Genomic DNA, 22,205 nt, shown 5'->3' on the forward strand with positions numbered 1-22,205 from the left:
GGTGGGCAACGACCTCGTCGTACCGGCGATCGTGGCGGTCACCCTCCTCACCCTCGGGATCGGTTTCTACGGGTTGCGGCTGGCCCGCACCACCTCCGACTTCCTGGTCGCCTCCCGGGTGGTCAGCCCCACCTGGAACGCCGCCGCGATCGGTGGCGAGTACCTGTCGGCGGCGAGCTTCCTCGGCGTCGCCGGGCTGATCCTCAAGTACGGCGTGGACGTGCTCTGGTACCCGGTCGGCTTCGCCGCCGGCTACCTGGCGCTGTTGCTCTTCGTGGCCGCGCCGCTGCGGCGCTCCGGCGCGTTCACCCTGCCCGACTTCTGCGAGCTGCGGCTGGGCTCCCGCCGGTTACGCACGCTGGCCACCGTCTTCGTCATCTTCATCGGCTGGCTCTACCTGGTGCCGCAGTTGCAGGGCGCCGGGCTGACGCTGGCCACCCTGGCCGGTTCGCCGTACCCGGTGGGCGCCCTGGTGGTGGCCGTGGTGGTCACCGCCAACGTCGCGCTGGGCGGGATGCGGGCGATCACCTTCGTGCAGGCGTTCCAGTACTGGCTGAAGCTGACTGCGCTCGCCGTACCCGCGATCTTCCTCGCCCTGCAGTGGCAGGCGGATGGGCGGCCGGCGGTCACCCCGCCCGAGGGGCCGACGTTCCGGACCGCGACCACCGTCGTGGTCGAGCACCGCGCGGTGCTCACCCTGCCCGACGGGCAGTCCCGCGAGGTACGCCCCGGCGACGAGTTGACCTTCGCGGCGGGCCAGCCGGTGCCGGAGGTCTCCGGGGTGACCACCGGTGTCACCGACTGGCTGCTGCCCAGCACCGCCGGTGCCGACGACCGCGGGCTGTTCGCCACGTACTCGCTGATCCTGGCAACCTTCCTGGGCACCATGGGACTGCCGCACGTGCTCGTGCGCTTCTACACCAACCCGGACGGAGCGTCGGCCCGCCGGACCACGCTGGTGGTGCTGGCCCTGGTCGGCGTCTTCTACCTGCTGCCCACGATCTACGGCGTGCTGGGCCGGATCTACACCCCGCAACTGCTGGTCAGCGGCCAGACCGACGCGGTGGTGGTGCTGCTGCCCGAGGCTGCGCTCGGCGCCGGGACCACCGGGCGGCTGCTCGCCGCGCTGGTCGCCGCCGGGGCGTTCGCGGCCTTCCTGTCCACCGCGTCCGGTCTGCTCACCAGCGTCGCCGGGGTGATCTCCACGGACGTGCTCAACCGCGGCTCGGTCCACGGCTTCCGGCTGGCCACCGTGATCGCCGGCGGGGTGCCGCTGATCCTCGCCCTGAACGTCGCCGGGCTGGACGTGTCGCAGGTGGTCGGGCTGGCCTTCGCCGTCGCCGCCTCCAGCTTCTGTCCGTTGCTGGTGCTCGGCATCTGGTGGCGCGGGCTCACCGACGCGGGCGCGGCGGCCGGAATCCTCGTCGGCGGCGGTGCGGCGGTGATGGCGGTGCTGCTCACCGTGCTCGGCCCGCCGCTGACCGGCTGGCCGGCCACCCTCACCGCACAGCCGGCCGCCTGGACCGTGCCGCTGGCCTTCACGGTGATGGTGGCGGTCTCCCTGGCCACCCGCCGCCGCGCCCCCGCCGACGTCGGCCGCACCATGCTCCGCCTCCACGCCCCCGACAGCCTCCGGCTGTAAGGAACGCGTCCGACTGGAGAAGGACCCGAGGATCATTCTCTGGGCGGGCAGGACTCTGGCCGGAACCGGCTACCGTCTGGTACATGACTGGTGAGCACCCTGCCCTGGCGCTGCGCGGCCTGGCCAAGAGCTTCGACGGCAAGATCGCCGTGGCCGGCGTGGATCTGGACGTGCCGACCGGCTCGTTCTACGGGCTCCTCGGCCCGAACGGCGCGGGCAAGACCACCACCCTGTCGATGGCCGTCGGGCTGCTGCGGCCGGACGCCGGCGGCGCCTGGGTGCTCGGGCGTGACGTGTGGACCGACCCGGTCGGCGCCAAACAACTGCTCGGCGTCATGCCGGACGGGGTACGGCTGTTCGACCGGCTCAGCGGCGGCGAGCTGCTGGCGTACCACGGTCTGCTGCGCGGCATGGACCCGGCGGTGGTCGACCAGCGGGCGGCGGAGCTGCTCGACGTGCTCGCCCTCGCCGACGCCGGCCGCACCCTGGTCGTCGACTACTCGGCCGGCATGAAGAAGAAGATCGGCCTGGCCTGCGCGCTGCTGCACGGACCCCGGCTGCTGGTGCTGGACGAGCCCTTCGAGGCGGTCGACCCGGTCTCGGCGGCGCTGATCCGGGACATCCTCCAGCGGTACGTCGCCGGGGGCGGGACGGTGGTCTTCTCCAGTCACGTCATGGAGGTGGTGCAGCGGCTCTGCTCGCACGTGGCGATCCTCGCCGAGGGCACCATCAAGCGGGTCGGCACGCTGGAGCAGGTACGCGGCGAACGCTCCCTGGAGGAGGTCTTCGTCGAGGTGGTCGGCGGGCGTACGGCCACCGGTGAGGAGCTGGCATGGCTGTCCCGCTGAACGCCCCGACGGATCAGGTCCGGCGGGTGTCGGCGCGGCACTTCGTCCGGCTCAAGCTGCGGGTGATGGGCAACAACTTCCGTGGCCAGGGCTGGCGCGTGGCGCTCTTCCTGATCGGGTCGTTGTTCGGGCTCTGGTTCGCGGCCAGCGCCTTCTTCGGCCTGGCGGCACCCGGCCTGACCGGCAACGACCGGTACGCGATGCTGGTCGCCGCGTTCGCCGGCGGGCTGACGGTGCTCGGCTGGCTGCTGCTGCCCCTGGTCTTCTTCGGCGTCGACGAGACACTCGACCCGGCCCGCTTCGCGCTGCTGCCGCTGCCCCGGCGCACCCTGGTCACCGGGCTGTTCGCGGCGGCGCTGGTGAGCGTACCCACGATCGCCGTGCTGGTGGCGCTCTCCGGCCTGGTCGTCACGGCCGGTGTCTTCGGCGGCTGGTTCGCCGCCGCCGTCGCGGCGCTCGGAGTGGTTTGCGGCGTGCTGCTCTGCGTGGCCGCGGCCCGGGCGGTGACCAGCGCCTTCGCCACCATGCTGCGGTCCCGGCGGGTACGCGACCTGGCCGCCGTGCTGCTCGCGGTGGCCGCCGCGCTGCTCGGGCCGTTGCAGATCGCCGGTCTGGCCGCGTTCCAGGACGTCGACTGGGACCGGCTGGCCGGGGTGGCGACCGTGATCGGTTGGACGCCGTTCGGCGCACCGTGGACGGCCGGCATCGACGTGGCCCAGGGCCGGGCCTGGGCCGCACCCCTGAAACTCCTGATCACCCTGGCGACGATCGCCGCGCTGCTGGCCTGGTGGTCGCGTTCCCTGGAGTCGGCGATGGTGGGCGCGGCGAGTTCCGGCCCGGCCAAGGCCAGTCCGGCGGCGACCGGCGGTGTGGTGGCCCAGCTCTTCCCTCGGGCAGCCAGTTGGCTGAAGCGGGACCGGTTCGGCGTGCTGGTCGCGCGGGAGGCCCGCTACTGGTGGCGGGATGCCCGACGACGGGCGAACCTGATCACCATCGCGGTGGTCGGCCTCTTCGTGCCGGTGATGGTCAACTTCGGCGGGCAGGGCTTCACGGTCGGCAACGAACAGGGCTTCAGCCTCGCCGGTGACACGTCGCCGCTGCTGGTCAGCCTCTCCATGCTCTTCGTCGGCCTGCTCGCCGCGGTGACCCTGGCCAACCAGTTCGGTTTCGACGGCAGCGCGTACGCCGCGAACGTGGTGGCCGGGGTGCCCGGCCGGCTTGAGCTGCGGGCCCGGATGACCGCCTTCTCGCTGTACGTGCTGCCCATGCTGGCGGTGGTCGCCGTGGTGATCGCGTTGGTGCTCGGCGAGCCGGCCTGGATCGGGTTCATGGCGGGCACGCTGGTCGGCACCTACGGCGCGGGGTTGGCGGTCAACTCGTTCGTGTCGGTGCTCGGCGCCTACTCGCTGCCGGAGACGAGCAACCCGTTCGCGATGAACAGCGGCGCCGGGATGGTCAAGAGCCTGCTGACGCTGCTGGCCATGGTCGCCACCGGCGCGATCGCCGTACCGATGGTGGTCGCCGCCGCGCTGCTCGGCGACGCCTGGCTCTGGCTGGGTCTGCCGCTGGGGCTGGCGTACGGCGTCGGCGCGGCGCTGCTCGGCGCACACCTGGCCGGTGACGTGCTGGACCGCCGCCTACCCGAGCTGCTGGCGATGGTCACTCCACGCCGCTGATCCCCGGCACCCTCGTCGCACCGCCTTCGCGGGCGGCGAGTGGTGTTGTGGGCAGTTGCTATCGTCCGCCGAAACGCCGATGATCTCGGCAGCTCGGGAGGGGAGAGACGATGGGTCTGATGGACAAACTCCGGGGTGAGTTCGTCGACATCGTGGAGTGGCTGGACGACAGTCGGGACACCATCGTCTGGCGCTTCCCCCGCTACCAGAACGAGATCAAGATGGGTGCCCAGCTCGTCGTCCGGGAGTCCCAGACGGCGGTGTTCGTCAACGAGGGGCAGATCGCCGACGCCTTCCCGCCCGGCACGTACACGCTGGAGACCCGCAACCTGCCCATCCTGTCCACCCTCAAGGGCTGGAAGTACGGCTTCAACTCGCCGTTCAAGGCCGAGGTCTACTTCGTCAACACCCGGCAGTTCACCGACATGAAGTGGGGCACCCAGAACCCGGTGATCCTGCGGGACGCCGAGTTCGGCGTGGTCCGGCTGCGGGCGTTCGGCGCGTACGCGGCGCGGGTGGTGGACGCGCAGAAACTTCTGCGGGAGCTGGTCGGCACTGATCCGCAGTTCCGCACCGAGGAGGTGCAGGAATACCTGCGCCAGGTCATCGTGGGACGCCTCGGCGGCGCGCTGGCCACGGCAGGCGTGCCGCTGCTGGACCTGGCCGCGCACCAGGACGCGATCGGCCGGCGGCTGGCCGGCGTGCTGACCGAGGAGGTGGCCGACCTCGGCATCGCGATCCCCAAGTTCGTCATCGAGAACATCTCCGTGCCGCCCGAGGTGGAGCGGGCGCTGGACAAGCGGACCGAAATGGGTGCGGTCGGGGACCTCGACCGGTTCACCAGGTACCAGGCGGCCACTGCGCTGGAGGAGGCGGCGAAGAACCCGGGCGGCGAGGCGGGCGCCGGCGTCGGGCTGGGCATGGGCATGGCCATGGGACAGCAGATGGCCCGGGCCATGTCGGGCGATGCGGGAACGCCACCGGCACCGGCCCCCGCGCCACCGGTCGGCACCGAGCCGCCGCCGCTGCCCAACCAGACGCAGTGGTACATCGGAGTCGCCGGGCAGCGGCAGGGCCCGTTCGACCTCGCCGGGCTGGCCGGGCAGGCGGACGCGGGCACGCTGGGCCCGGACACGCTGATCTGGCGGGCCGGCATGGCGCAGTGGCAGCCGGCCGGGCAGGTACCGGAACTCGCGTCGGTGCTGGCCAGCGTGCCACCACCGCTGCCGCCGCAGTGATCACGAGGGCAGGAGGGGAACCGAGATGAGCGACACGACCGTCTCTCCGCCGTCGTACCAGTGCGGAGGTTGTGGTGCCCGGGTGGAGCATGCGCCGGGCACGACGGCGCTGAGCTGCCCGTACTGCGGGCACCGGCAGGAGATCGCCGGTGCTGGCCGCCAGGTGCGCGAGCACGCGTACGCCGAGCTGGCCCGGCTCCCGCGCAAGCCGGCGGCCGAGATCGGCGCGCATGCCTTCGTCTGCCCGGGCTGCGGCGCCCACACCGAGAGCGACGCCCTCGCCCAGCGCTGCCAGTTCTGCGCCACGCCCCTGGTGGCGGAGACGACGACGGGCGAGCTGATCGTGCCGGAGGCGGTGCTGCCGTTCGCGGTGGATCGGTCGGGCGTGCGTACCGCCCTGGGTAAGTGGTGCCGCAGCCGCTGGTTCGCGCCGAGCAGTCTGAAGAAGGTCAGCGAGGCGGAGACGCTCAAGGGCACCTACCTGCCGCATTGGACGTTCGACGCGCGGACCGTCTCGGACTACCGCGGCCAGCGCGGCGAGCACTACTACGTCACCGAGACGTACACGGTGACCGTCGACGGCAAGCAGGAGACGCGCACCCGGCAGGTGCGGCACACCCGCTGGCACTCGGCGAGCGGCACCGTCCGCCGGGACTTCGACGACGTGCTGGTGCCCGCCACGACACACCTGCCGGAGAAGCAACTGGACCAGCTGACCCCGTGGCCGCTGGCCGAGGCGGTCGCATACCACCGGGACTACCTGGCCGGGTACCACGCGCTGCGGTACGACACCGAGCCCGAGACGGGACTGACCACGGCGAAGGCCCGGATGGCGCCGGTCATCGAGCGGGACTGCCGGTCGGACATCGGCGGCGACGAGCAGCAGGTCACCTCGGTGGACACCAGCTACTCGGATGTCACGTACAAGCTGCTCCTGCTGCCGGTGTGGATCGCCGCGTACCTGCACGCGGGCCGGTCGTACCAGGTCCTGGTCAACGCCCGGACCGGCGAGGTCATCGGCGAGCGTCCGTACAGCACCGCCAAGATCATGGCAGCCGTGCTGACCGCGCTGGCGGTGGTCGCCGCGTTCGTGCTGGTGTACCTGCTGAGTCGGTAGGGGTGGCCCGCCGGTGGGCGGGCCACAATGTTTCACGTGAATCATCAAGAGCCGGGTGCCCGGATCCACCACACCGACCCGTTCGCCGTGCCGGCTGACCAGCGTTCGCCCGTACGCCGGCTGCGGGGTCGACTCGCCGCGCCGGTCACCCTCTGGACGGCGCCCGGCCCGGCCGGGCTGACCGTGTCGTCCACGCTGGTGGCCGACGGCGACCCGGGCCGGCTGCTCGGCCTGATCGACGCGGAGTCGGACCTCTGGACGGCGATCGAGGAATCCGGCGTCTTCGCCATGGCGCCGCTCGGCCCGCCGCACCGGCAGCTCGCCGACCGCTTCGCCGGGCTCTTCCCGTCGCCCGGCGGCCTCTTCGCCGCCGGCCGCTGGGCCGACACGCCGTACGGGCCGGTGCCGGCCGACGCCGGCGGCTGGGCCGGTTGCCGGCTGGACGCCGCCCGGGAGTACGGCTGGAGCCTGCTGGTCGAGGCGACCATCGAGCGGGTGGAAATGACCGAGGAGACCGAGCCGCTGCTGCACCACCGGGGCCGCTACCGCGAGTTGGACTGATCCCACCGACCGGTCAACGGAGTGAACTGAGTCACTCGGCGCAGCGACGCTGCCGTTCGGCGCACGTGCCGACCACCACCGATCTCAGCCTTTTCCGGCGGGGGACGCGCCTCCTACCGTGCGCGAAATCCCTGATGTCTGTGAAGGTGGTGATCCACAAGATGTCCACGGACACGCCCGCATCCGCACCGAGCGATTCGGTGTCGGAGCGATACCTAGCGGTCCAACGGTCGGACGAGTTCGCCGGGTTACGCCGCGCGCTGCGCGGTTTCGTCTTCCCGATGGCCGTCGCATTCTTCCTGTGGTACGCGCTCTACGTGATCCTCTCCGCCTACGCCCGAGGCTTCATGAGTGCGCGACTGTTCGACAGCAACATCAACGTGGCGCTGGTCTTCGGCCTGCTCCAGTTCGTCTCGACCTTCCTCATCGCCTGGTACTACTCCCGGTACGCGGACCGGAAGATCGACCCGGTGGCCGACAAGATCCGCGACGAACTCACCGGAGGTGACTCGTGAGCACGATGATCCTCGCAGCCGAGGCGGGCAACACCACCGCCCGCAACCTGACCATCGCGCTCTTCCTGGCCTTCGTGGCGGGCACCCTGGCCATCACGATCTGGGCCAGCCGGCAGACCAAGACCGCCACCGACTTCTACGCCGGCGGCCGGTCGTTCTCCGGCTTCCAGAACGGCATGGCGATCGGCGGCGACTACATGTCTGCCGCGTCCTTCCTCGGCATCGCCGGCCTCATCGCGCTCTACGGGTACGACGGCTTCCTCTACTCCATCGGATTCCTGGTGGCGTGGCTGGTCGCGCTCCTGTTGGTCGCGGAGCTGCTGCGGAACTCCGGCCGGTACACGATGGCCGACGTGCTGGCCTTCCGGATGCGGCAGCGTCCGGTGCGTACGGCGGCGGCGGTCTCCACCATCACGGTGTCGATCTTCTACCTGCTGGCCCAGATGGTCGGCGCGGGCGCCCTGGTGGCGCTGCTGCTCGGCATCCGGCCCGGCACCACCTTCCTAGGCATGGACGCGGCAACCGCCAAGGTGGCGACCATCATCATGGTCGGCGCACTCATGATCATCTACGTCACCGTGGGCGGCATGAAGGGCACCACCTACGTACAGATCGTCAAGGCATTCCTGCTCATGGGCGGCGCGCTGCTGATGACGTTGCTGGTGCTCGCCAAGTACAAGTTCAACCTGTCGGCGCTGTTGGGTGACGCGGCAACCAGTTCCGGTCACGGCGCAGACTTCCTGGGGCCGGGGCTACGGTACGGCGTCGAGGTGGCCGGCAACGCGACACAGACCTTCTACAACAAGGTCGATCTCTTCTCCCTCGGTATCGCCCTGGTGCTCGGTACCGCCGGCCTGCCGCACATCCTGATCCGCTTCTACACCGTCCCGACGGCGAGGGCGGCCCGCAAGAGCGTGCTCTGGGCGATCGGCATCATCGGCACCTTCTACCTGTTCACCCTGGCGCTCGGCTTCGGTGCGGCGGCGCTGGTCGGTGGCGACGCCATCCGTGAGCAGGACAAGGCCGGCAACACGGCGGCACCACAGCTCGCCGAGGCGCTCGGGATCGAATTCTTCGGCGGCGACCTGGGTGGCGCGGCGCTGCTGGCGATCATCGCGGCGGTCGCCTTCGCCACCATCCTGGCGGTGGTCGCGGGGTTGACCCTGGCCTCGTCGTCCAGCTTGGCGCACGACTTCTACGCCAACGTCATCAAGCGGGGCGAGGCGTCGGAGCGGCAGGAGGTGAGGGTCGCCCGGATCTCCGCGCTGGTGATCGGCGCGGTCTCCATCGTGCTGTCGATCTTCGCGCAGAACCTGAACGTGGCCTTCCTGGTCGCACTGGCCTTCGCGGTGGCCGCCTCGGGCAACCTGCCGGCGATCCTCTACAGCCTGTTCTGGAAGCGGTTCAACACCTCCGGCGCGATGTGGGCGATCTACGGCGGCCTGCTGGCAGCCGTGGTGCTGGTGTTCTTCTCGCCGGTGGTGTCCGGGGCACCCACGGCGATGTTCGCCGATCACGACTGGCAGTGGTTCCCGCTGTCAAACCCGGGCATCCTGTCCATCCCGATCGGTTTCCTCTGCGGATGGATCGGCACGATCATCTCCAAGGAGAACGACGAGGAGAAGTACGCCGAGTTGGAGGTGCGCTCCCTGACCGGAGCCGGCGCGCACTGACCGGAGCCGCGCTCGCGGTCGACGGCAAGTTGTTAAGAAGGGCCCCCTTTACCACGCCAGGCGTTAACAGGGGGCCCTTCCTTATATGCTCACCGGCATGAAGGTTGAGCAGCGTTTCGGGCCCGGTCATCGCATTCTGGTCACTGGTGGGGCCGGCTTCGTTCCCTCGCACCTGGTGGACGCGCTGATCGCCCGCGGCTGCACGGTGGTCGCGCTGGACAATCTCGTCACCGGGTCGCGGGAGAATGTCGCGCACCTGCTCGGCAAGCCGGCCTTCACCCTGGTCGAGGCGGACGTCTCCGACGGGCTGCCCGAGCACCCGGCGCTGGCCGAGCGTTTCGACGCGATCCTTCACATGGCCTCCCCGGCGAGCCCGACGGACTTCGAGAAGCTGCCGGTGGAGATCCTGCGGGTCGGCTCGGTGGCCACCCTGCACCTGCTGGAGCGGGCGACCACCGACGGCGCCCGGTTCCTGATGGCCTCCACCTCCGAGGCGTACGGCGACCCGAAGGAGCACCCGCAGCGGGAGACGTACTGGGGCAACGTCAACCCGATCGGCGTCCGCAGCGTCTACGACGAGGCCAAGCGCTTCTCCGAGGCCGCCACGATGGCGTACCGCCGCAGCCGGGGGGTGGACACGGCCATTGTCCGCATTTTTAATACTTTCGGGCCGAGGATGCGGCCGGACGACGGCCGGGCGATCCCGACCTTCATCTCCCAGGCGCTGCGCGGCGAGCCGATCACGGTGCACGGCACGGGCAACCAGACCCGCTCGATCTGCTACGTGGCGGACCTGGTCCGGGGCATCCTGCTGCTGCTCGACTCGACCGAGAGCGGGCCGGTGAACTGCGGCACCGAACACGAGATGAGCATGCGGGAACTGGCCGAGACGATCGTGTCACTCTCCGAGAGCAAGTCCGAGGTGACGTACGTCACTCGCAGCGCCGACGACCCGGAGATGCGTCGTCCCGACCTCACCCTCGCCCGGGACTTGCTCGGATACGAGCCCACGGTGGCGCCGGAGGAGGGTCTGCGGCGCACGATCGAGTACTTCCGCGAGCGGCTGGCGTGATGGCTTCGTCACGACGCGATTTCGCCTGACGGCGGCACTGGCCGCGGCTGCGTACCCTGAGTTACATGTCAGCCACCATCCCCGCCGCACTGCCCTTCTCTCACCTGCTTCGCGGCGCAGGCCGCGCGGCGGTGCCGGGTCCGGGCGGGCGTGCCGCCGGAGCGGCCGAGACGCGCTGGTACCCGTCGCACGACGAGCCGGCCCTCCCGGGCGGGCCGGGCGGCCCGGGCGGGCCGGGCGGCCCGGGCGGGCCGGTGGGGCCCGGTGGGCCCGGTGGAGCACTTCCGCCGCGGGGACGGCGGCCACGGTGGCGCCGGATCGCCCTGGTGGCCGGTGTCGTCCTGCTGGTGCTGGCGCTGGCCGGCACCGCGGGTGCCTTCTTCTACGCCCGCAGCCTGGACAAGAACCTGGCCCGGACCGACCCCTTCTCGGAGATCACCGGCGGTCGACCGGCGAAGGCCGTGGACGGCGCTCTGAACATCCTGATGGTGGGCACCGACTCGCGGGATCCGGACGCGCCGATGGATCGGGCCGGTGAGTGGCGTGCCGACACCATCATCGTCATGCACATCCCGGCCAACCACCAGGAGGCGTACCTCGTCTCCATTCCGCGCGACCTCTACGTGCCGATCCCGGAGAGCGCCGGCGCCGACTGCGGGTCCGGCCAGCGCCGCAAGATCAACGCAGCCTTCGCCTTCGGCGGGCTGCCGCTGGCGGTACGCACCGTCGAGTGCTTCACCGACGTGCACATCGATCACGTGATGGCGATCGACTTCGGCGGCTTCAAGCAGGTCACCGACGCGCTCGGCGGGGTGGATCTGAAGGTGGAGCGGACCATCACCTCGATCCACAAGCCGTACCGGAAGTTCACCAAGGGCACCAACCACATGAACGGGGCCGAGGCCCTGGACTGGATCCGGCAGCGCAAGCAGTTCCCCGACGGTGACTTCGCCCGGATGCGCCACCAGCAGGAGTTCCTGCGTGCGCTGATGGACAAGGCGGCGAGCACGGGCACGCTGACCAACCCGAAGAAGCTCAACGCCTTCCTCCGCGCGGTGACCGACGCGGTCACGGTCGACCACGGCTTCTCGCTGACCGACATGGCGGTGCAGTTCCGCAACCTGCGGGGGGAGAACCTCACCTTCGTGACCAGCCCGCACCTGGGGAGCCAGACCATCAACGGCGAGTCGGTGGTCGTTTCCGACCGGGAAAAGGCGCTGACCATGTACCGCGCGATGTCCGCCGACACGATGGCCGACTGGGTGAAGGCGAACAAGAAACCGGCGACCGGCAACGGCTGACGTACTGCCTTCCGCACACCAACACCCGACCATCCATTTCAATGTGTCCGTTCGGGTATTTCAGCAGGGTGACGTGGCTAAGAACGCTGGTTGGCCGCCACCCGAATTCGCCATGACGGATCGGCGTACGTAAAGTGTCCCCGCCCCCTTCGGAGAACACGAGCTGGAGCACGTATGCCGGTTCACAGCCCCGCCCTGCTCGAGCCGCCTCGCGCGTCCGCCACGCCACCCTCGGCCGCCGGCAAGAAGAAGCCCGGCAAGAAGAAGCGACGTAAAGATCCACTCTGGGCTCGGCTGACCCTGGTGTTCGGTGCCGTGCTGATGATGACCAGCGGGGTGGCCATCGTCGGCAGCAAGGCGGTGATCAGCCAGGCCACCGGCAACATCTCCCAGCGCAACCTGCTCGACGAGGCGGGCAAGTCGCAGGCGGAGGGCGGTGGCGACCTCAACGGCCCGATCGATCTGCTGCTGTTGGGTGTGGACGCCCGCGAACGGTGGGACGCCGATGACGTCCGGGCGGACAGCATCATCGTGCTGCACATCCCGGCCACCCACGACCAGGCCTACCTGATCTCGATCCCCCGCGACACCGAGGCGCGGATCCCGGCCTTCGAGAAGACCGGCTACCCGGGCGGCGTCGGCAAGGTCAACGGCGCCTTCCAGGCGGGAGCCCGCAACGGCGGCGGCTGGGAGGGCGGCGCCCAGCTGATGGCCAAGACGATCAAGGGCATGACCGGCATCAGCTTCGACGGTGCGGCGATCATCAACTTCGGCGGCTTCAAGGGCGTCATCGACGCCCTCGGCTCGGTGCGCATCTGCGTCAAGCAGGAGGTCGCCTCGCACCACATGTCGTACGTCGACGGCAAGCCGATGTGGAACGCGGACGCCAAGAAGACCGGCAAGCCGCGGACTCCGGTGGTGCACAAGAAGGGCTGCCGGAACATGAAGGGCTGGGCGGCGCTGGACTACTCCCGTCAGCGCTACGGGCTCAAGGACGGTGACTACGACCGCCAGGCGAACCAGCAGCAGCTGATCAAGGCGATGGCGAAGAAGGCCACCCAGGACGGCGTGATGACCAACCCGATCAAGCTGAACGGGCTACTCAAGGCGGCCGGCAAGGCATTCATCCTCGACACCGGCGGTGTGTCGGTGGAGGATTTCGTCTTCACCATGCGCGGGGTCACCGGCAACGAGCTGATCATGTTGAAGACCAACGGCGGCACGTTCCACGCCGGGGGCAACGGCAACGAGGCGCTCGACGAGAGGACCATGGACATGTTCCGCGCCGTCCGGCAGGACAAGCTCGCCGAGTTCGTCTTCTACAACCCCGAGGTGATCTCTTCCCGGGGCTGACCGGGCGGCCGTCCCGGAACCTTGGAGAACCTCCGTCACACTCCGTGATCATTCCGTAGCCTGAAATGAGCATTCTTCATTTCAGGCTCACGGGAGGGACGTCACGGCCAGGACGGCGCGAGACAGCGCGGCGCGGAGACCGGGCGGCGGCCCAGGGCACCCGCGCTGGCCCCGCGTACTGCTCGCCGCGGGGTTGGCCGTGGTGCTGCTGGCCGCGCTCGCCGTGGTCGGCCTCCGGGTGCTCGCGAGCCGGTACGAACACACGATCACCCGGGAGCGGTTGCTGGCCCCCTCCGCCCGGGCCGACCGCACCGACCTGGACGGCCCGATCAACTACCTGCTCGTCGGCTCGGACCGCCGGCCCGGCGACATCGGGCCGCAGCAGCGCACCGACACCATCCTGATCGTGCACATCCCGGCCGGGCTGCGCACGGGCTATCTGGTCTCCGTCCCCCGGGACCTGCTGGTCACCATTCCGCCCGGCGCCGGCTATCCGGGCGGCGAAGACAAGATCAATACCGCGTACGAGTACGGCGGGGGCGGCCAGAGCGGTGCCCAACTGCTCTCGGCCACCCTGGCCCGGCTCACCGGGATCCGCTTCGACGGTGCCGCCCTGGTCGACTTCGCCGGCCTGCGCAACGTGATCGACCTGCTCGGCGGGGTGAACATGTGCGTAGGGACCGAGGTGCACTCGATCCACACCGATCGGGTCTTCCACCCCGGCTGCCAGCAGATGGACGGCGCGCAGGCGCTGGACTACGTACGCCAGCGCTACGACCTGCCCGGCGGCGACTACGACCGGCAGACCCACCAGCAGCAGTTGCTGGGCGCCATGCTCAAACGCGCGGGCGAGACCCGGCTGCGCACCGATCCCGTCCAACTGCACCGACTCATCCAGGCGGTCGGCAACTCCCTGACCATGGACACCAACGGGATACCGGTGGAGGATCTGCTGCTCGCGATGCACGGCCTCTCCGCCGAGACGCTGCACGGCGTGCAGGTGCCGTCGCACGCACAAACCATCAACCAGGTGTCGTACGTCGTGCTCGACGGCGGCGGCCGAGGGTTGTTCGAGGCGGTCCGGGGCACCCGGATGCCCGAGTGGGCCGACGCCAACCCGCGCTGGGTCACCCGGCTGTGACCGCCGGCCGGCAATGTCGGCCGCACCGGGTCGCGCCGACCGTGCCGGTCGCCCCGGAAGGTTCTAGGCTTGGTACCCGTGTTCGGACCTCAGATTCCCACCGTGACCGTGCCCGAGATCGGCGACGACACGTACCTGCTCGACGTCCGGGAGGACGACGAGTGGGCCGCCGGTCACGCACCGGGCGCCCACCACCTGCCGATGATGGAACTGCCGGCCCGGCTCGCCGAGGTGCCGACCGACCGCGACGTGGCCGTCATCTGCCGCTCCGGCGGGCGATCGGCCCAGGTGGTCGCGTACCTGATGCGCAACGGGTGGGAGCAGGTGCGCAACGTCGCGGGCGGAATGGGCGAGTGGGCGGCCACCGGGCGGCCGGTGATCGGCGCGGACGGGCAGCCGGGCCAGGTCCGGTAGGCGGCCGGCGAATGGGTTCACCCCTCGTCTTCGCGCACCGTGGCGCGTCGTACGACCTGCCGGAGCACACCCTGGCCGCCTATCTGCGGGCCCTCGACGAGGGCGCCGACGGGCTGGAGTGCGACGTCCGGCTGACCCGCGACGGGCACCTCGTCTGCGTACACGACCGCCGGCTGGACCGGACCAGCAACGGCCGCGGGTTGGTGAGCAGCCGTACCCTCGCCGAACTGGAGGAGCTGGACTTCGGCTCCTGGCATCCGGGCTGCGTACCCGCCGACGGCGACGAGGTGCTCGACGCGTCACATACCCGGCTGCTCACCCTCGAACGCCTGCTGGAGGCCGTCCTCGCCGCCGGTCGGCCGGTCCGGCTGCTGGTGGAGACCAAGCACCCGTCCCGCTACGGCGGTAACGTCGAGCGCCGGCTGGTCGCGCTGCTGCGCCGCTACGGCCTGGCCGAACCGCGCCCCAAGGATCCGGTACGGGTCACGGTGATGTCCTTCTCCCCGCTGGCCGTACGCCGGCTCCGGGCCCTGGCTCCCGCGCTGCCGACCGTGCTGCTGCTGGAGATGCTGCCCCGCTGGCCAAACCTGGGTCGGCTGCCGTTCGGTGCCGGTATCGCCGGTCCGGGCATCGGGCTGGTGCGGGCCCGGCCCGCGCTGGTGCCGGCGCTGCGGGCGGCCGGACACCAGGTGTACGTCTGGACCGTGAACGAGCCGACCGATCTCGAACTCGTGCTGGCTGCCGGCGTGGACGGGGTGATCACGGACCGTCCGGCGCAGACCCTGGCCCGGATACCTCGGTGACCCATTCGGGGATGCCCAACGACACGGGTGGCGGTGCACACTCGGGGACATGCCGGACCGCACCGACTACCCCGCTCTGATCGCCGGCCACACCGTCATCATCGAGATGATCAACTCGGGCGACGTGGGCCTGCCGGTCTTGAACCGGTTGCTCCAGGTGGCCCAGCCGGCGCTCGGCGCCGCGGGCATGGCGTTCGTCGAGTTCGCGCCCAGCGGCGGCCGGGTGATCGCCGCCACCGGTGCCGCCGAGTGGGCGGTCGGTCGGCCGCTGCCAGCCAGCGACCCGGTCACCAACTGCCTGCTCACCGGGCCCCGCGTGCGGTGCGTACGGACCGATCACCTCACCCACCGGCTCGCCGTCGAGCTGGCCGAGCGTGGCCTGCGGCGGATGGTCGTCTCCCGGGCGGAGATCGCCGGGCACCCCGTCGGCAGCCTGCACGCCCTCTACCTGGCCGGTGACGACGAGCCCTGCAGCGAACAGCACGGGGTGGTCGGCTACCTGGGCTCCTGCATCGCCCACATGTACGGCGACCAGAGCGGCCTCCCGGTACGCGGCGACGGTCCGGTGGTGGCCGCGCTCGCGGACGGGCTGGCCGTCGGCGACCAGCAACGCGACGACGACGAGCGGGAGCTCTTCGTGGCGGTCACCAGCCACGAGCTTCGTACCCCGGTGACGGTCATCAAGGGGTACGCGGACACCCTCACCGACCACTGGGAGTCGCTGAGCGAGACCGATCGGCGGCAGGCGGCCCGGGTGATCGGGCAGCGAGCCAACGAACTGGCCCGGATACTCGACCGGCTGCTCACATCCGCCGCCGAGGCGTGGCCGGGTGAAGGGCCTCCGGCGCCGCTGGACCTCGCCGAGACACTCCGGCTCGCCGTCGCCGACCTACCTGCGGACCTGCGTCGCCGGACCACCCTCCGACTGCCGGCCGAGTTGCCCAGGGCGGTCGGACACCGGCAGAGTCTGGGCACCGTACTGACCGAGCTGGCCACCAACGCCGACAAGTACTCCCCACCCGGCTCGCCGATCGAGGTCAGCGCGGAGGCGGACGGCCAGACCGTCTGCTTCCGGGTCAGCGACCGCGGCATCGGCGTACGCCCCGAACACGTCGAACGGGCCTTCGACCGGTTCTGGCAGGGCGACTCCGGTGACCGGCGGCGCTATCCCGGCACCGGCCTCGGCCTGTATCTCGTCCGTCGGATCGTCGAACAGCAGGACGGGTGGGTGTTCCTCAGACCGAGGACGGGTGGCGGCACGGTCGCAGAGGTGCGGCTGCCCCGCAGGTGAACCGGTGGTGGGTCGTGGCCGCATCGGGTCGCGGGGCCCTCTAGGCTGTCTCGCCGTGAGCAAGCGTCGAAAGAACCAGCGGGCAGCCGCGCCGGGCGGGAAGCGGGAGCGGGTACGGGACGTCTTCGTTCCCCGTCCCTTCGAAGGGCTCGCCGACGAGCCGGAGTGGATCGGCCTGCGGGAGCTGGTCCCCGCCGCCTCCGCACCGCTGCGGCTCACGCCGGCGCTGGTCGAGGAGTACGGCGACCGACCGATCACGCTGGCCACCGTGCTACCGATGGCCGCGCCCGCGATGAGCCGGTCGGACGGGCACGTCTTCGTCGGCCTTCAGCGGCACCTCCAGTCCGGTGACGTCTCCCGTGATCTGGCCGAGTCGCTGCTCTGCGCGATCCGCACCGAGCCAGGTGCCCCCGTTTCGGTGCCGCCGCTGCCCGGCCCCGGACCCCGGCTCCAGGACATCCTGGTCGACGGTCCGCTGGAGATCACCCTGCACGAGAACTTCGAGTTCTGGCTCGCTCCGGAGGCCGCCGGTGACCCGACGGTGCAGGCGTCCCTGGAGCGGGCCAACGCGGCGATCTATCCCACGGTACGGCTGGCCGCCGCCCGGGCCGCGTACTGGTGCCGGGTGCCGGAGAAGGCACACGTCCGCTGGGTACTGCCCGAGGCCGAGGAGGCCGCCCTGGACGCGCTGGCCCGGTTGGGCGCGGCCGGCTCGCTGACCCTCGCCGAGGGGACCAAATTCGCCGGCATGTTCCGGGCCCACGGACGGCTGGTGCCGGTCTGGGACCTGCCCGAGGAGCCGCCGGCGGCCGACTGGGAGGCCCCGGTTGCCGACTTCGCCAAGCGCTACGCCGATGCGCTGGCCGACACAGCTCCGCTGGACGCCGCCGCCCGGCGGTCCCGGCAGGGCCTGCTCGGCCGCCAACTCACCCTGCGCTGAACCCCGCGCCCCCGGTGCCGAGCCGGCGCCCCCGGTGCCGAGCCGGCGCCCTCGGTGCCGAGCCGGCGCCCTCGGTGCCGAGCCGGCGTCCTCGGTGCCGAGCCGGCGCCCTCGGTGTTAATAGGGGCCCTTTCTCTACCGCAGACGTTAATAGGGGGCCCTTCCTTACTCCCGTAGCAGGGGGCAGGACATGCAGCGGGGGCCGCCTCGGCCGGAGCCGAGCTCGGAGGCGGCGATCGGGATGACCTCGATGCCGGCGCGCTCCAGCTGGGCGTTGGTCTCGACGTTGCGTTCGTAGCCGACGCAGACCCGAGGGGCCAGCGCCAGGCTGTTGTTGCCGTCGTCCCACTGTTCGCGCTCGGCGGTGACCGGATCCAGTCCGGTGGGAATCACCCGGAGGCGGTCCAGGTCCATCGCGTCGGCGGCGGCCCGCAGGAACGGCGCCGGGCCGTCCACCCGGGGGGTGTCGCCGTCGGTGCCGGCGATCACCGTGTACGCCGACAGCGTGCTCGCCATGTTCGGGTACATCAGCACCGCGTCCACGTCGACCATCGTGCAGACGGTGTCCAGGTGCATGGTCGCCCGCTCCTGGGCGATCGGGACGACGAGGATGGTGTGCGCCAGGCCGACCGCGAAGACCTGGCGGGCCAGCCGTTCCGCCCCGGCCGGGGTGGTCCGCTCACCCACTCCGACGGCGAGCACCCCGGGGGCCAGCAGCAGCACGTCGCCGCCCTCCAGCGGCTCCAGCCCGCGGTGGTAGATGTACTCGGTGCCGACGAACCGTGGATGGTACCGATAGATCGCGTCGGTCAGCGTGGTTTCCCGCCGTCGGGCCGGCATGGCCAGGCTGGTCACTCCCGCCCGGTCGCCGATCCACATAGAGGAGTCCCGGGTGAACACGAGGTTCGGGAGCGGGTCGATGACGAAGTCGTGCCGGTCCATCATGGTGTAGACCAGGCCACCGCGGCGGTCCGGGCCGAGCCGCAGCTCCTCATGGGCCAGACCGGCGACGAGAACGCCGGCGAGCGCGGCCGGGTCGAGGTACGACAGGTGCGCGGCGACCCGGGCGCGCAGGGTGTCGCCGAGTCGGGGGGAGCTGAGCACCTGCTCGGTCAACCCGGCCCGGGCGTCCGGCACGGCCAGCGCCTCGGTGAGCAGGTCGGTCAGGTAGAGCACCTCGACGCCGCGCTGGCGTAGGGTGTCGGCGAAGGCGTCGTGCTCCTCCTGTGCACGCCCCACCCAGGGGATGCCGTCGAACAGCAGGGAGTTGTTGTTGCGCGGGGTGAGCCGGGCGAGTTCCGGCCCCGGCCGGTGCAACAGGACACTGCCCAGCCGGCCGACTTCACTGTGCACGTGGTGGCTCACTCTTGGCAGCGTAGGGCAGGGTTTGGCGGCATCCGGTAAAAAGCCTGTGGATGAATATGGCATTCATCCGTACTCATTCCGGCGCTCCGGCTTGCCGACCACCGGGATCGGCGACGTAGGGTAGTGAGTAGGTAACTTCGAGGGACCTTTTGCCGGAGGTCGCGATGACTGTCTTCCCCGCTCGTCGAGCCGTACCGTCCGCCCGGGCACTACCTCCCGTGGCGGTAACGCACCCCAGTGTCAAGGAGCCAGGGGTGACCACGGCCCCTCGTCCGTCCCCATTGGCGTGGGCTCGCCGCCGCCGAGCCGAGCGGGGCGCCCGGCGGCTGGAGGCGGCCGGCGCACGGGCGCTCGGCCAACTCGACCATCTCGGGCCGGCGTGGCACGTCATCGACTGGCCTCGCACGGACGCCGTCGACGCCCTGCTGAGCGACAGCGAGGACGATCGAGCCGGATTCCTCGCCATCGGCCCGAGCGGGCTCTTCGCCGTCACCATCGCCGACCACGGTCGCGCCCGCGTGTTGGTCGCCGGTGACGTGGTGCAGATCAACGGCAAGCGCCCGCCGTACGTGACCGAGGCCCGGCGTGATGCCAGGCGGGCCAGCAAGGCGCTCACCGCCGCGGTCGGCCATCCGATCCCGGTGACCCCGGTGCTCACCTTCGTCGGCTCCGGCGTGATCAGCGTCTACGGCCTCCCCAAGGACTGCCTCATGGCGACGCACCGCGAGCTCGACCGGCTTCTCGTCGCGGGCGGCAACCGGATCAGCCCGGCCACCGCCGAGAAGCTCTCCCGGGTGGCGCAGCACCCCGGCACCTGGACGGACGGCACGTACCCACCCGCGGCGGACTACCGGTGGTATGACGACGGCCGAACGGCCGCTGACAAGCGGGCCACCCACCGGTAACGTCTGCGGCGACGCCACGCGGCCGGGCCAGCCAAGCACCCGTTGGCCCGCGCCGGTGCCAAACCCGGCACCGATCAGCACCGACGGCCCGAATGCCCAGCGCACGGTCGGCGAGCGCCGCGACGACCGGCTAGCGTGGACGTACCGTCGGTGTACATAGGAGGCGCGGTGGCCCACGTCGAACTCTCGCTCACGGAAGTGTTCGCGCCCACGACGAGGACACCGACGGAGCCGGGGTGCGACAACATCGGCCGTTGGTCCGCGACGGTCTCCAGCGCCGACGAGCCCTGCCTTCTGATCGATGCCGAGGCCCGGGTGCTGGCCGTCTCCGCCACCGGCTGTGAGCTGCTCTGCCTGGGTAGGCCGGAAGACCTGATCGGGCTGCCGCTGCTCGACGGCGGGCTGCGCCTGCTGGACTTCACCGCCAACCGGGGCGAGCTGACCGATCCCGAGATCGACAAGATTCCACCACTGCTCGCGCTCTCCTCCGGTCGGCTGGCCCGTGGCCTGCTCCGGATCGAGGCGGCAGCGGAGGACACCACCGACGCGACCGTCGACGCCATCTCCACGCCGGTGCTCGCCGACGGGGCGGTCGCCGGCTCACTGACCTTCTTCTCCGAGGTCTGATCCTCCTACCATGGGCTCGGCCACCCCCCCGATGCTCGCCGCTGCCCTGAGGACCGTCACGTGCCGCCCATGCCCATCCGTCGCGCCGCCGGTCGTCCGTCGTACGGTCACGACCCGTCGAGAGGTCGGCGGTCGCCCGCCACGCTGGCGCTGGTCGTGCTCCTGCTGGCCGGCTGCGGCACGCCCCCGGAGCTGAGGGACGGCACGCCGAGCCTGCCCACCCGGGCGGCCACCCCGAGCGCGACCGGACCGGTCGCGTCGACACCGCCGCCCGCCACGGGGCTACCGGGTCCGGTGACGCCCAGCCCGACCGTCGACGCGGGCCTGGTGGCGGTCGCCTGCCGGGGCGAACCAACCCGGCAGCGGATCCTCGACCTGGTGCGCGGCCGTCGTGACCTGCTGCCTCGGGACGCCCGGGTGCGGGTGCGCAACGGCCCGCTCTGCGCCGCCGACTGGCAGTTCACCACCCTCGACGTGATCGGGTACGAGCCACTTCAGGTGGTCACCCGTGACCAGGCCGGGGCCCTGCGCCTGGTCACCGCCGGCACCGACGTGTGCCCGATCGAGGTACGCGTCACCAGCCCGCCCGGAATCCGGACGCTGGCCTGCGGCGACGAGATCTCGGGCGGGGCACCGCCGCCGCCCACGACGCCGGCCGCACCGACGACCGCCGTACCGACGCCGATCTCGCCGGCTCCGACGCCGACGACCACCGGGTCGGCACGGTAGGCGTCCTCGTCCACGCCGGGTGCGTAGGCTGGGCGTCATGCCGGGAACGCCGCCGACACGTTTCGTCTACCTCGGGCCCGAGGGCACCTTCACCGAGCAGGCCCTACGCTTCGTGCCCGCCGCCGAGCACAGCACTCGTACGCCGGCCCGCAGCGTCGGCGAGGCCCTGGAGGCGGTCCGCGCCGGAGACGCCGATGCCGCGCTGGTGCCGTTGGAGAATTCGATCGGGGGCGCGGTCGGGGTGACCCTCGACGAGTTGGCCGAGGGAGAGCCGCTGGTGATCACCCGCGAGGTGATCCTGCCGGTGGAGTTCGTCCTCGGTGCGCGTACGGGCACGCTCCTGCCGGCCGTACGCACCGTCGCCGCCCATCCCCAGGCGTCCACCCAGTGCCGTGGCTGGCTGCGCACACACCTGCCGGACGCGGTCGTGGTGGACGTGCTCTCCAACGGTGCGGCGGCGGCTGGCGCGGCCACCGGCGAGTACGACGCGGCCATCTGCGCTCCGATCGGCGCGACCCGACACCGGCTCGCCGTGCTGGCCGACAAGATCGCCGACCACCCCGACGCGGTGACCCGGTTCGCGTTGTTGTCCCGGCCGGGTCCACCACCGCCACCCACCGGCGACGACGTCACGTCGCTCGCGGTCTACATCGCGCACGACCGGGTGGGTGCGTTGCTCTCCGTGCTGATGGAGTTGGCGGTCCGCGGCGTCAACCTGAGCCGGATCGAGTCCCGGCCCACCGGCGAGGCGCTCGGGCGGTACGTGTTCTTCCTCGACTGCACCGGGCACGTGGCCGACGCCCGGCTCGGCGAGGCGTTGCAGGGGTTGCGCCGGGTCTGTGCCGACCTGCGCTTCCTCGGCTCGTATCCCCGGCACCGGTGGAACCCGACAACGGGCGAGCGCCCGGTCTCCGCCCCGGCCGGCCTCTCCGACGCCGACTACGCGGACGCCGCCGCGTGGCTCGCCCGGCTGCGCGCCGGCGAGCTGAACTGA

At 71.1% G+C, this 22,205-nt stretch carries 19 protein-coding genes and 2 pseudogenes; 20 read left to right on the plus strand and 1 reads right to left on the minus strand.

The genetic code is table 11. From position 1 onward, the window contains the following. Nucleotide 1 precedes the first annotated feature (1 nt). The 16 genes and pseudogenes from IEY61_RS06490 (at nt 2) to IEY61_RS06565 (ending at nt 17,585) form a co-directional block, all read left to right on the plus strand. Nucleotides 2–1,642 (plus strand): sodium/solute symporter, encoded by a 1,641-nt coding sequence (locus IEY61_RS06490; RefSeq protein WP_189041528.1) that lies wholly within the window; start codon nt 2–4, stop codon nt 1,640–1,642. 83 nt (nt 1,643–1,725) lie between these two features. Beyond that, nucleotides 1,726–2,490, plus strand: a complete 765-nt coding sequence (locus tag IEY61_RS06495) for an ABC transporter ATP-binding protein (protein ID WP_189041530.1) — start codon at nt 1,726–1,728, stop codon at nt 2,488–2,490. Beyond that, nucleotides 2,475–4,166 (plus strand): ABC transporter permease, encoded by a 1,692-nt coding sequence (locus tag IEY61_RS06500; protein WP_189041533.1) that lies wholly within the window; start codon nt 2,475–2,477, stop codon nt 4,164–4,166. The genes IEY61_RS06495 and IEY61_RS06500 overlap by 16 nt, the downstream gene beginning before the upstream one ends. A 119-nt stretch (nt 4,167–4,285) precedes the next feature. Beyond that, the gene (locus IEY61_RS06505) at nt 4,286–5,404 is read left to right on the plus strand and encodes an SPFH domain-containing protein (protein ID WP_229705728.1); all 1,119 of its coding nucleotides are present in this window, start codon (nt 4,286–4,288) and stop codon (nt 5,402–5,404) included. A 25-nt stretch (nt 5,405–5,429) separates the two neighbouring features. Next, nucleotides 5,430–6,521, plus strand: a complete 1,092-nt coding sequence (locus IEY61_RS06510) for a TFIIB-type zinc ribbon-containing protein (RefSeq protein WP_189041537.1) — start codon at nt 5,430–5,432, stop codon at nt 6,519–6,521. Between the two features lie 21 nt (nt 6,522–6,542). Then, nucleotides 6,543–7,082, plus strand: a pseudogene (locus tag IEY61_RS06515) (flavin reductase family protein); the annotation flags it as partial. Nucleotides 7,083–7,243: 161 nt separating this feature from the next. Then, nucleotides 7,244–7,597, plus strand: a complete 354-nt coding sequence (locus IEY61_RS06520) for a DUF485 domain-containing protein (protein ID WP_189041664.1) — start codon at nt 7,244–7,246, stop codon at nt 7,595–7,597. A gap of 5 nt (nt 7,598–7,602) precedes the next feature. After that, nucleotides 7,603–9,270 (plus strand): monocarboxylic acid transporter, encoded by a 1,668-nt coding sequence (locus IEY61_RS06525; protein ID WP_189041662.1) that lies wholly within the window; start codon nt 7,603–7,605, stop codon nt 9,268–9,270. 97 nt (nt 9,271–9,367) lie between these two features. Continuing rightward, nucleotides 9,368–10,342 carry an NAD-dependent epimerase/dehydratase family protein gene (locus IEY61_RS06530; RefSeq protein WP_189041539.1) on the plus strand — a complete coding sequence of 325 codons (975 nt, stop codon included), beginning with the start codon at nt 9,368–9,370 and terminating at the stop codon, nt 10,340–10,342. A 65-nt stretch (nt 10,343–10,407) separates the two neighbouring features. Beyond that, on the plus strand, nt 10,408–11,643 hold the full coding sequence (locus tag IEY61_RS06535) for an LCP family protein (protein WP_189041540.1): 1,236 nt from the start codon (nt 10,408–10,410) through the stop codon (nt 11,641–11,643). 174 nt (nt 11,644–11,817) lie between these two features. Next, nucleotides 11,818–12,996 (plus strand): LCP family protein, encoded by a 1,179-nt coding sequence (locus tag IEY61_RS06540; protein WP_189041541.1) that lies wholly within the window; start codon nt 11,818–11,820, stop codon nt 12,994–12,996. A 199-nt stretch (nt 12,997–13,195) separates the two neighbouring features. Beyond that, nucleotides 13,196–14,137, plus strand: a complete 942-nt coding sequence (locus tag IEY61_RS06545; RefSeq protein ID WP_444543341.1) for an LCP family protein — start codon at nt 13,196–13,198, stop codon at nt 14,135–14,137. A gap of 78 nt (nt 14,138–14,215) precedes the next feature. Beyond that, complete coding sequence (locus IEY61_RS06550; protein WP_189041542.1) at nt 14,216–14,551, plus strand: rhodanese-like domain-containing protein; 336 nt, start codon at nt 14,216–14,218, stop codon at nt 14,549–14,551. Nucleotides 14,552–14,562: 11 nt separating this feature from the next. Beyond that, nucleotides 14,563–15,354, plus strand: coding sequence for a glycerophosphodiester phosphodiesterase (locus IEY61_RS06555; RefSeq protein ID WP_189041544.1), 792 nt, complete (start codon nt 14,563–14,565; stop codon nt 15,352–15,354). 49 nt (nt 15,355–15,403) lie between these two features. Then, nucleotides 15,404–16,645, plus strand: a complete 1,242-nt coding sequence (locus IEY61_RS06560) for a sensor histidine kinase (RefSeq protein ID WP_189041546.1) — start codon at nt 15,404–15,406, stop codon at nt 16,643–16,645. Nucleotides 16,646–16,700: 55 nt separating this feature from the next. Beyond that, on the plus strand, nt 16,701–17,585 hold the full coding sequence (locus tag IEY61_RS06565) for a DUF5926 family protein (protein WP_189041548.1): 885 nt from the start codon (nt 16,701–16,703) through the stop codon (nt 17,583–17,585). A gap of 165 nt (nt 17,586–17,750) precedes the next feature. Here the strand turns inward: IEY61_RS06565 and IEY61_RS06570 are convergent, their stop codons facing one another. Next, a complete protein-coding gene (locus IEY61_RS06570; protein ID WP_229705729.1) occupies nt 17,751–18,950 on the minus strand; it encodes an arginine deiminase in 1,200 nt (399 codons plus the stop codon). A gap of 164 nt (nt 18,951–19,114) precedes the next feature. Here IEY61_RS06570 and IEY61_RS06575 point away from each other — a divergent pair, with 164 nt between their 5' ends. The 4 genes and pseudogenes from IEY61_RS06575 (at nt 19,115) to pheA (ending at nt 22,205) form a co-directional block, all read left to right on the plus strand. Further along, nucleotides 19,115–19,855 carry a hypothetical protein gene (locus IEY61_RS06575; RefSeq protein WP_189041552.1) on the plus strand — a complete coding sequence of 247 codons (741 nt, stop codon included), beginning with the start codon at nt 19,115–19,117 and terminating at the stop codon, nt 19,853–19,855. Nucleotides 19,856–20,023: 168 nt separating this feature from the next. Further along, nucleotides 20,024–20,482, plus strand: coding sequence for a hypothetical protein (locus tag IEY61_RS06580; RefSeq protein WP_189041554.1), 459 nt, complete (start codon nt 20,024–20,026; stop codon nt 20,480–20,482). Nucleotides 20,483–20,551: 69 nt separating this feature from the next. Next, nucleotides 20,552–21,091: pseudogene (locus IEY61_RS06585) on the plus strand (hypothetical protein); the annotation flags it as partial. Between the two features lie 157 nt (nt 21,092–21,248). Beyond that, nucleotides 21,249–22,205: a prephenate dehydratase gene (pheA, locus tag IEY61_RS06590; RefSeq protein WP_189041556.1), complete on the plus strand. Its 957-nt coding sequence runs from the start codon at nt 21,249–21,251 to the stop codon at nt 22,203–22,205.

The sequence above is a fragment of the Micromonospora sonchi genome (assembly GCF_014646235.1).
GTDB classification, from domain to species: domain Bacteria; phylum Actinomycetota; class Actinomycetes; order Mycobacteriales; family Micromonosporaceae; genus Micromonospora; species Micromonospora sonchi.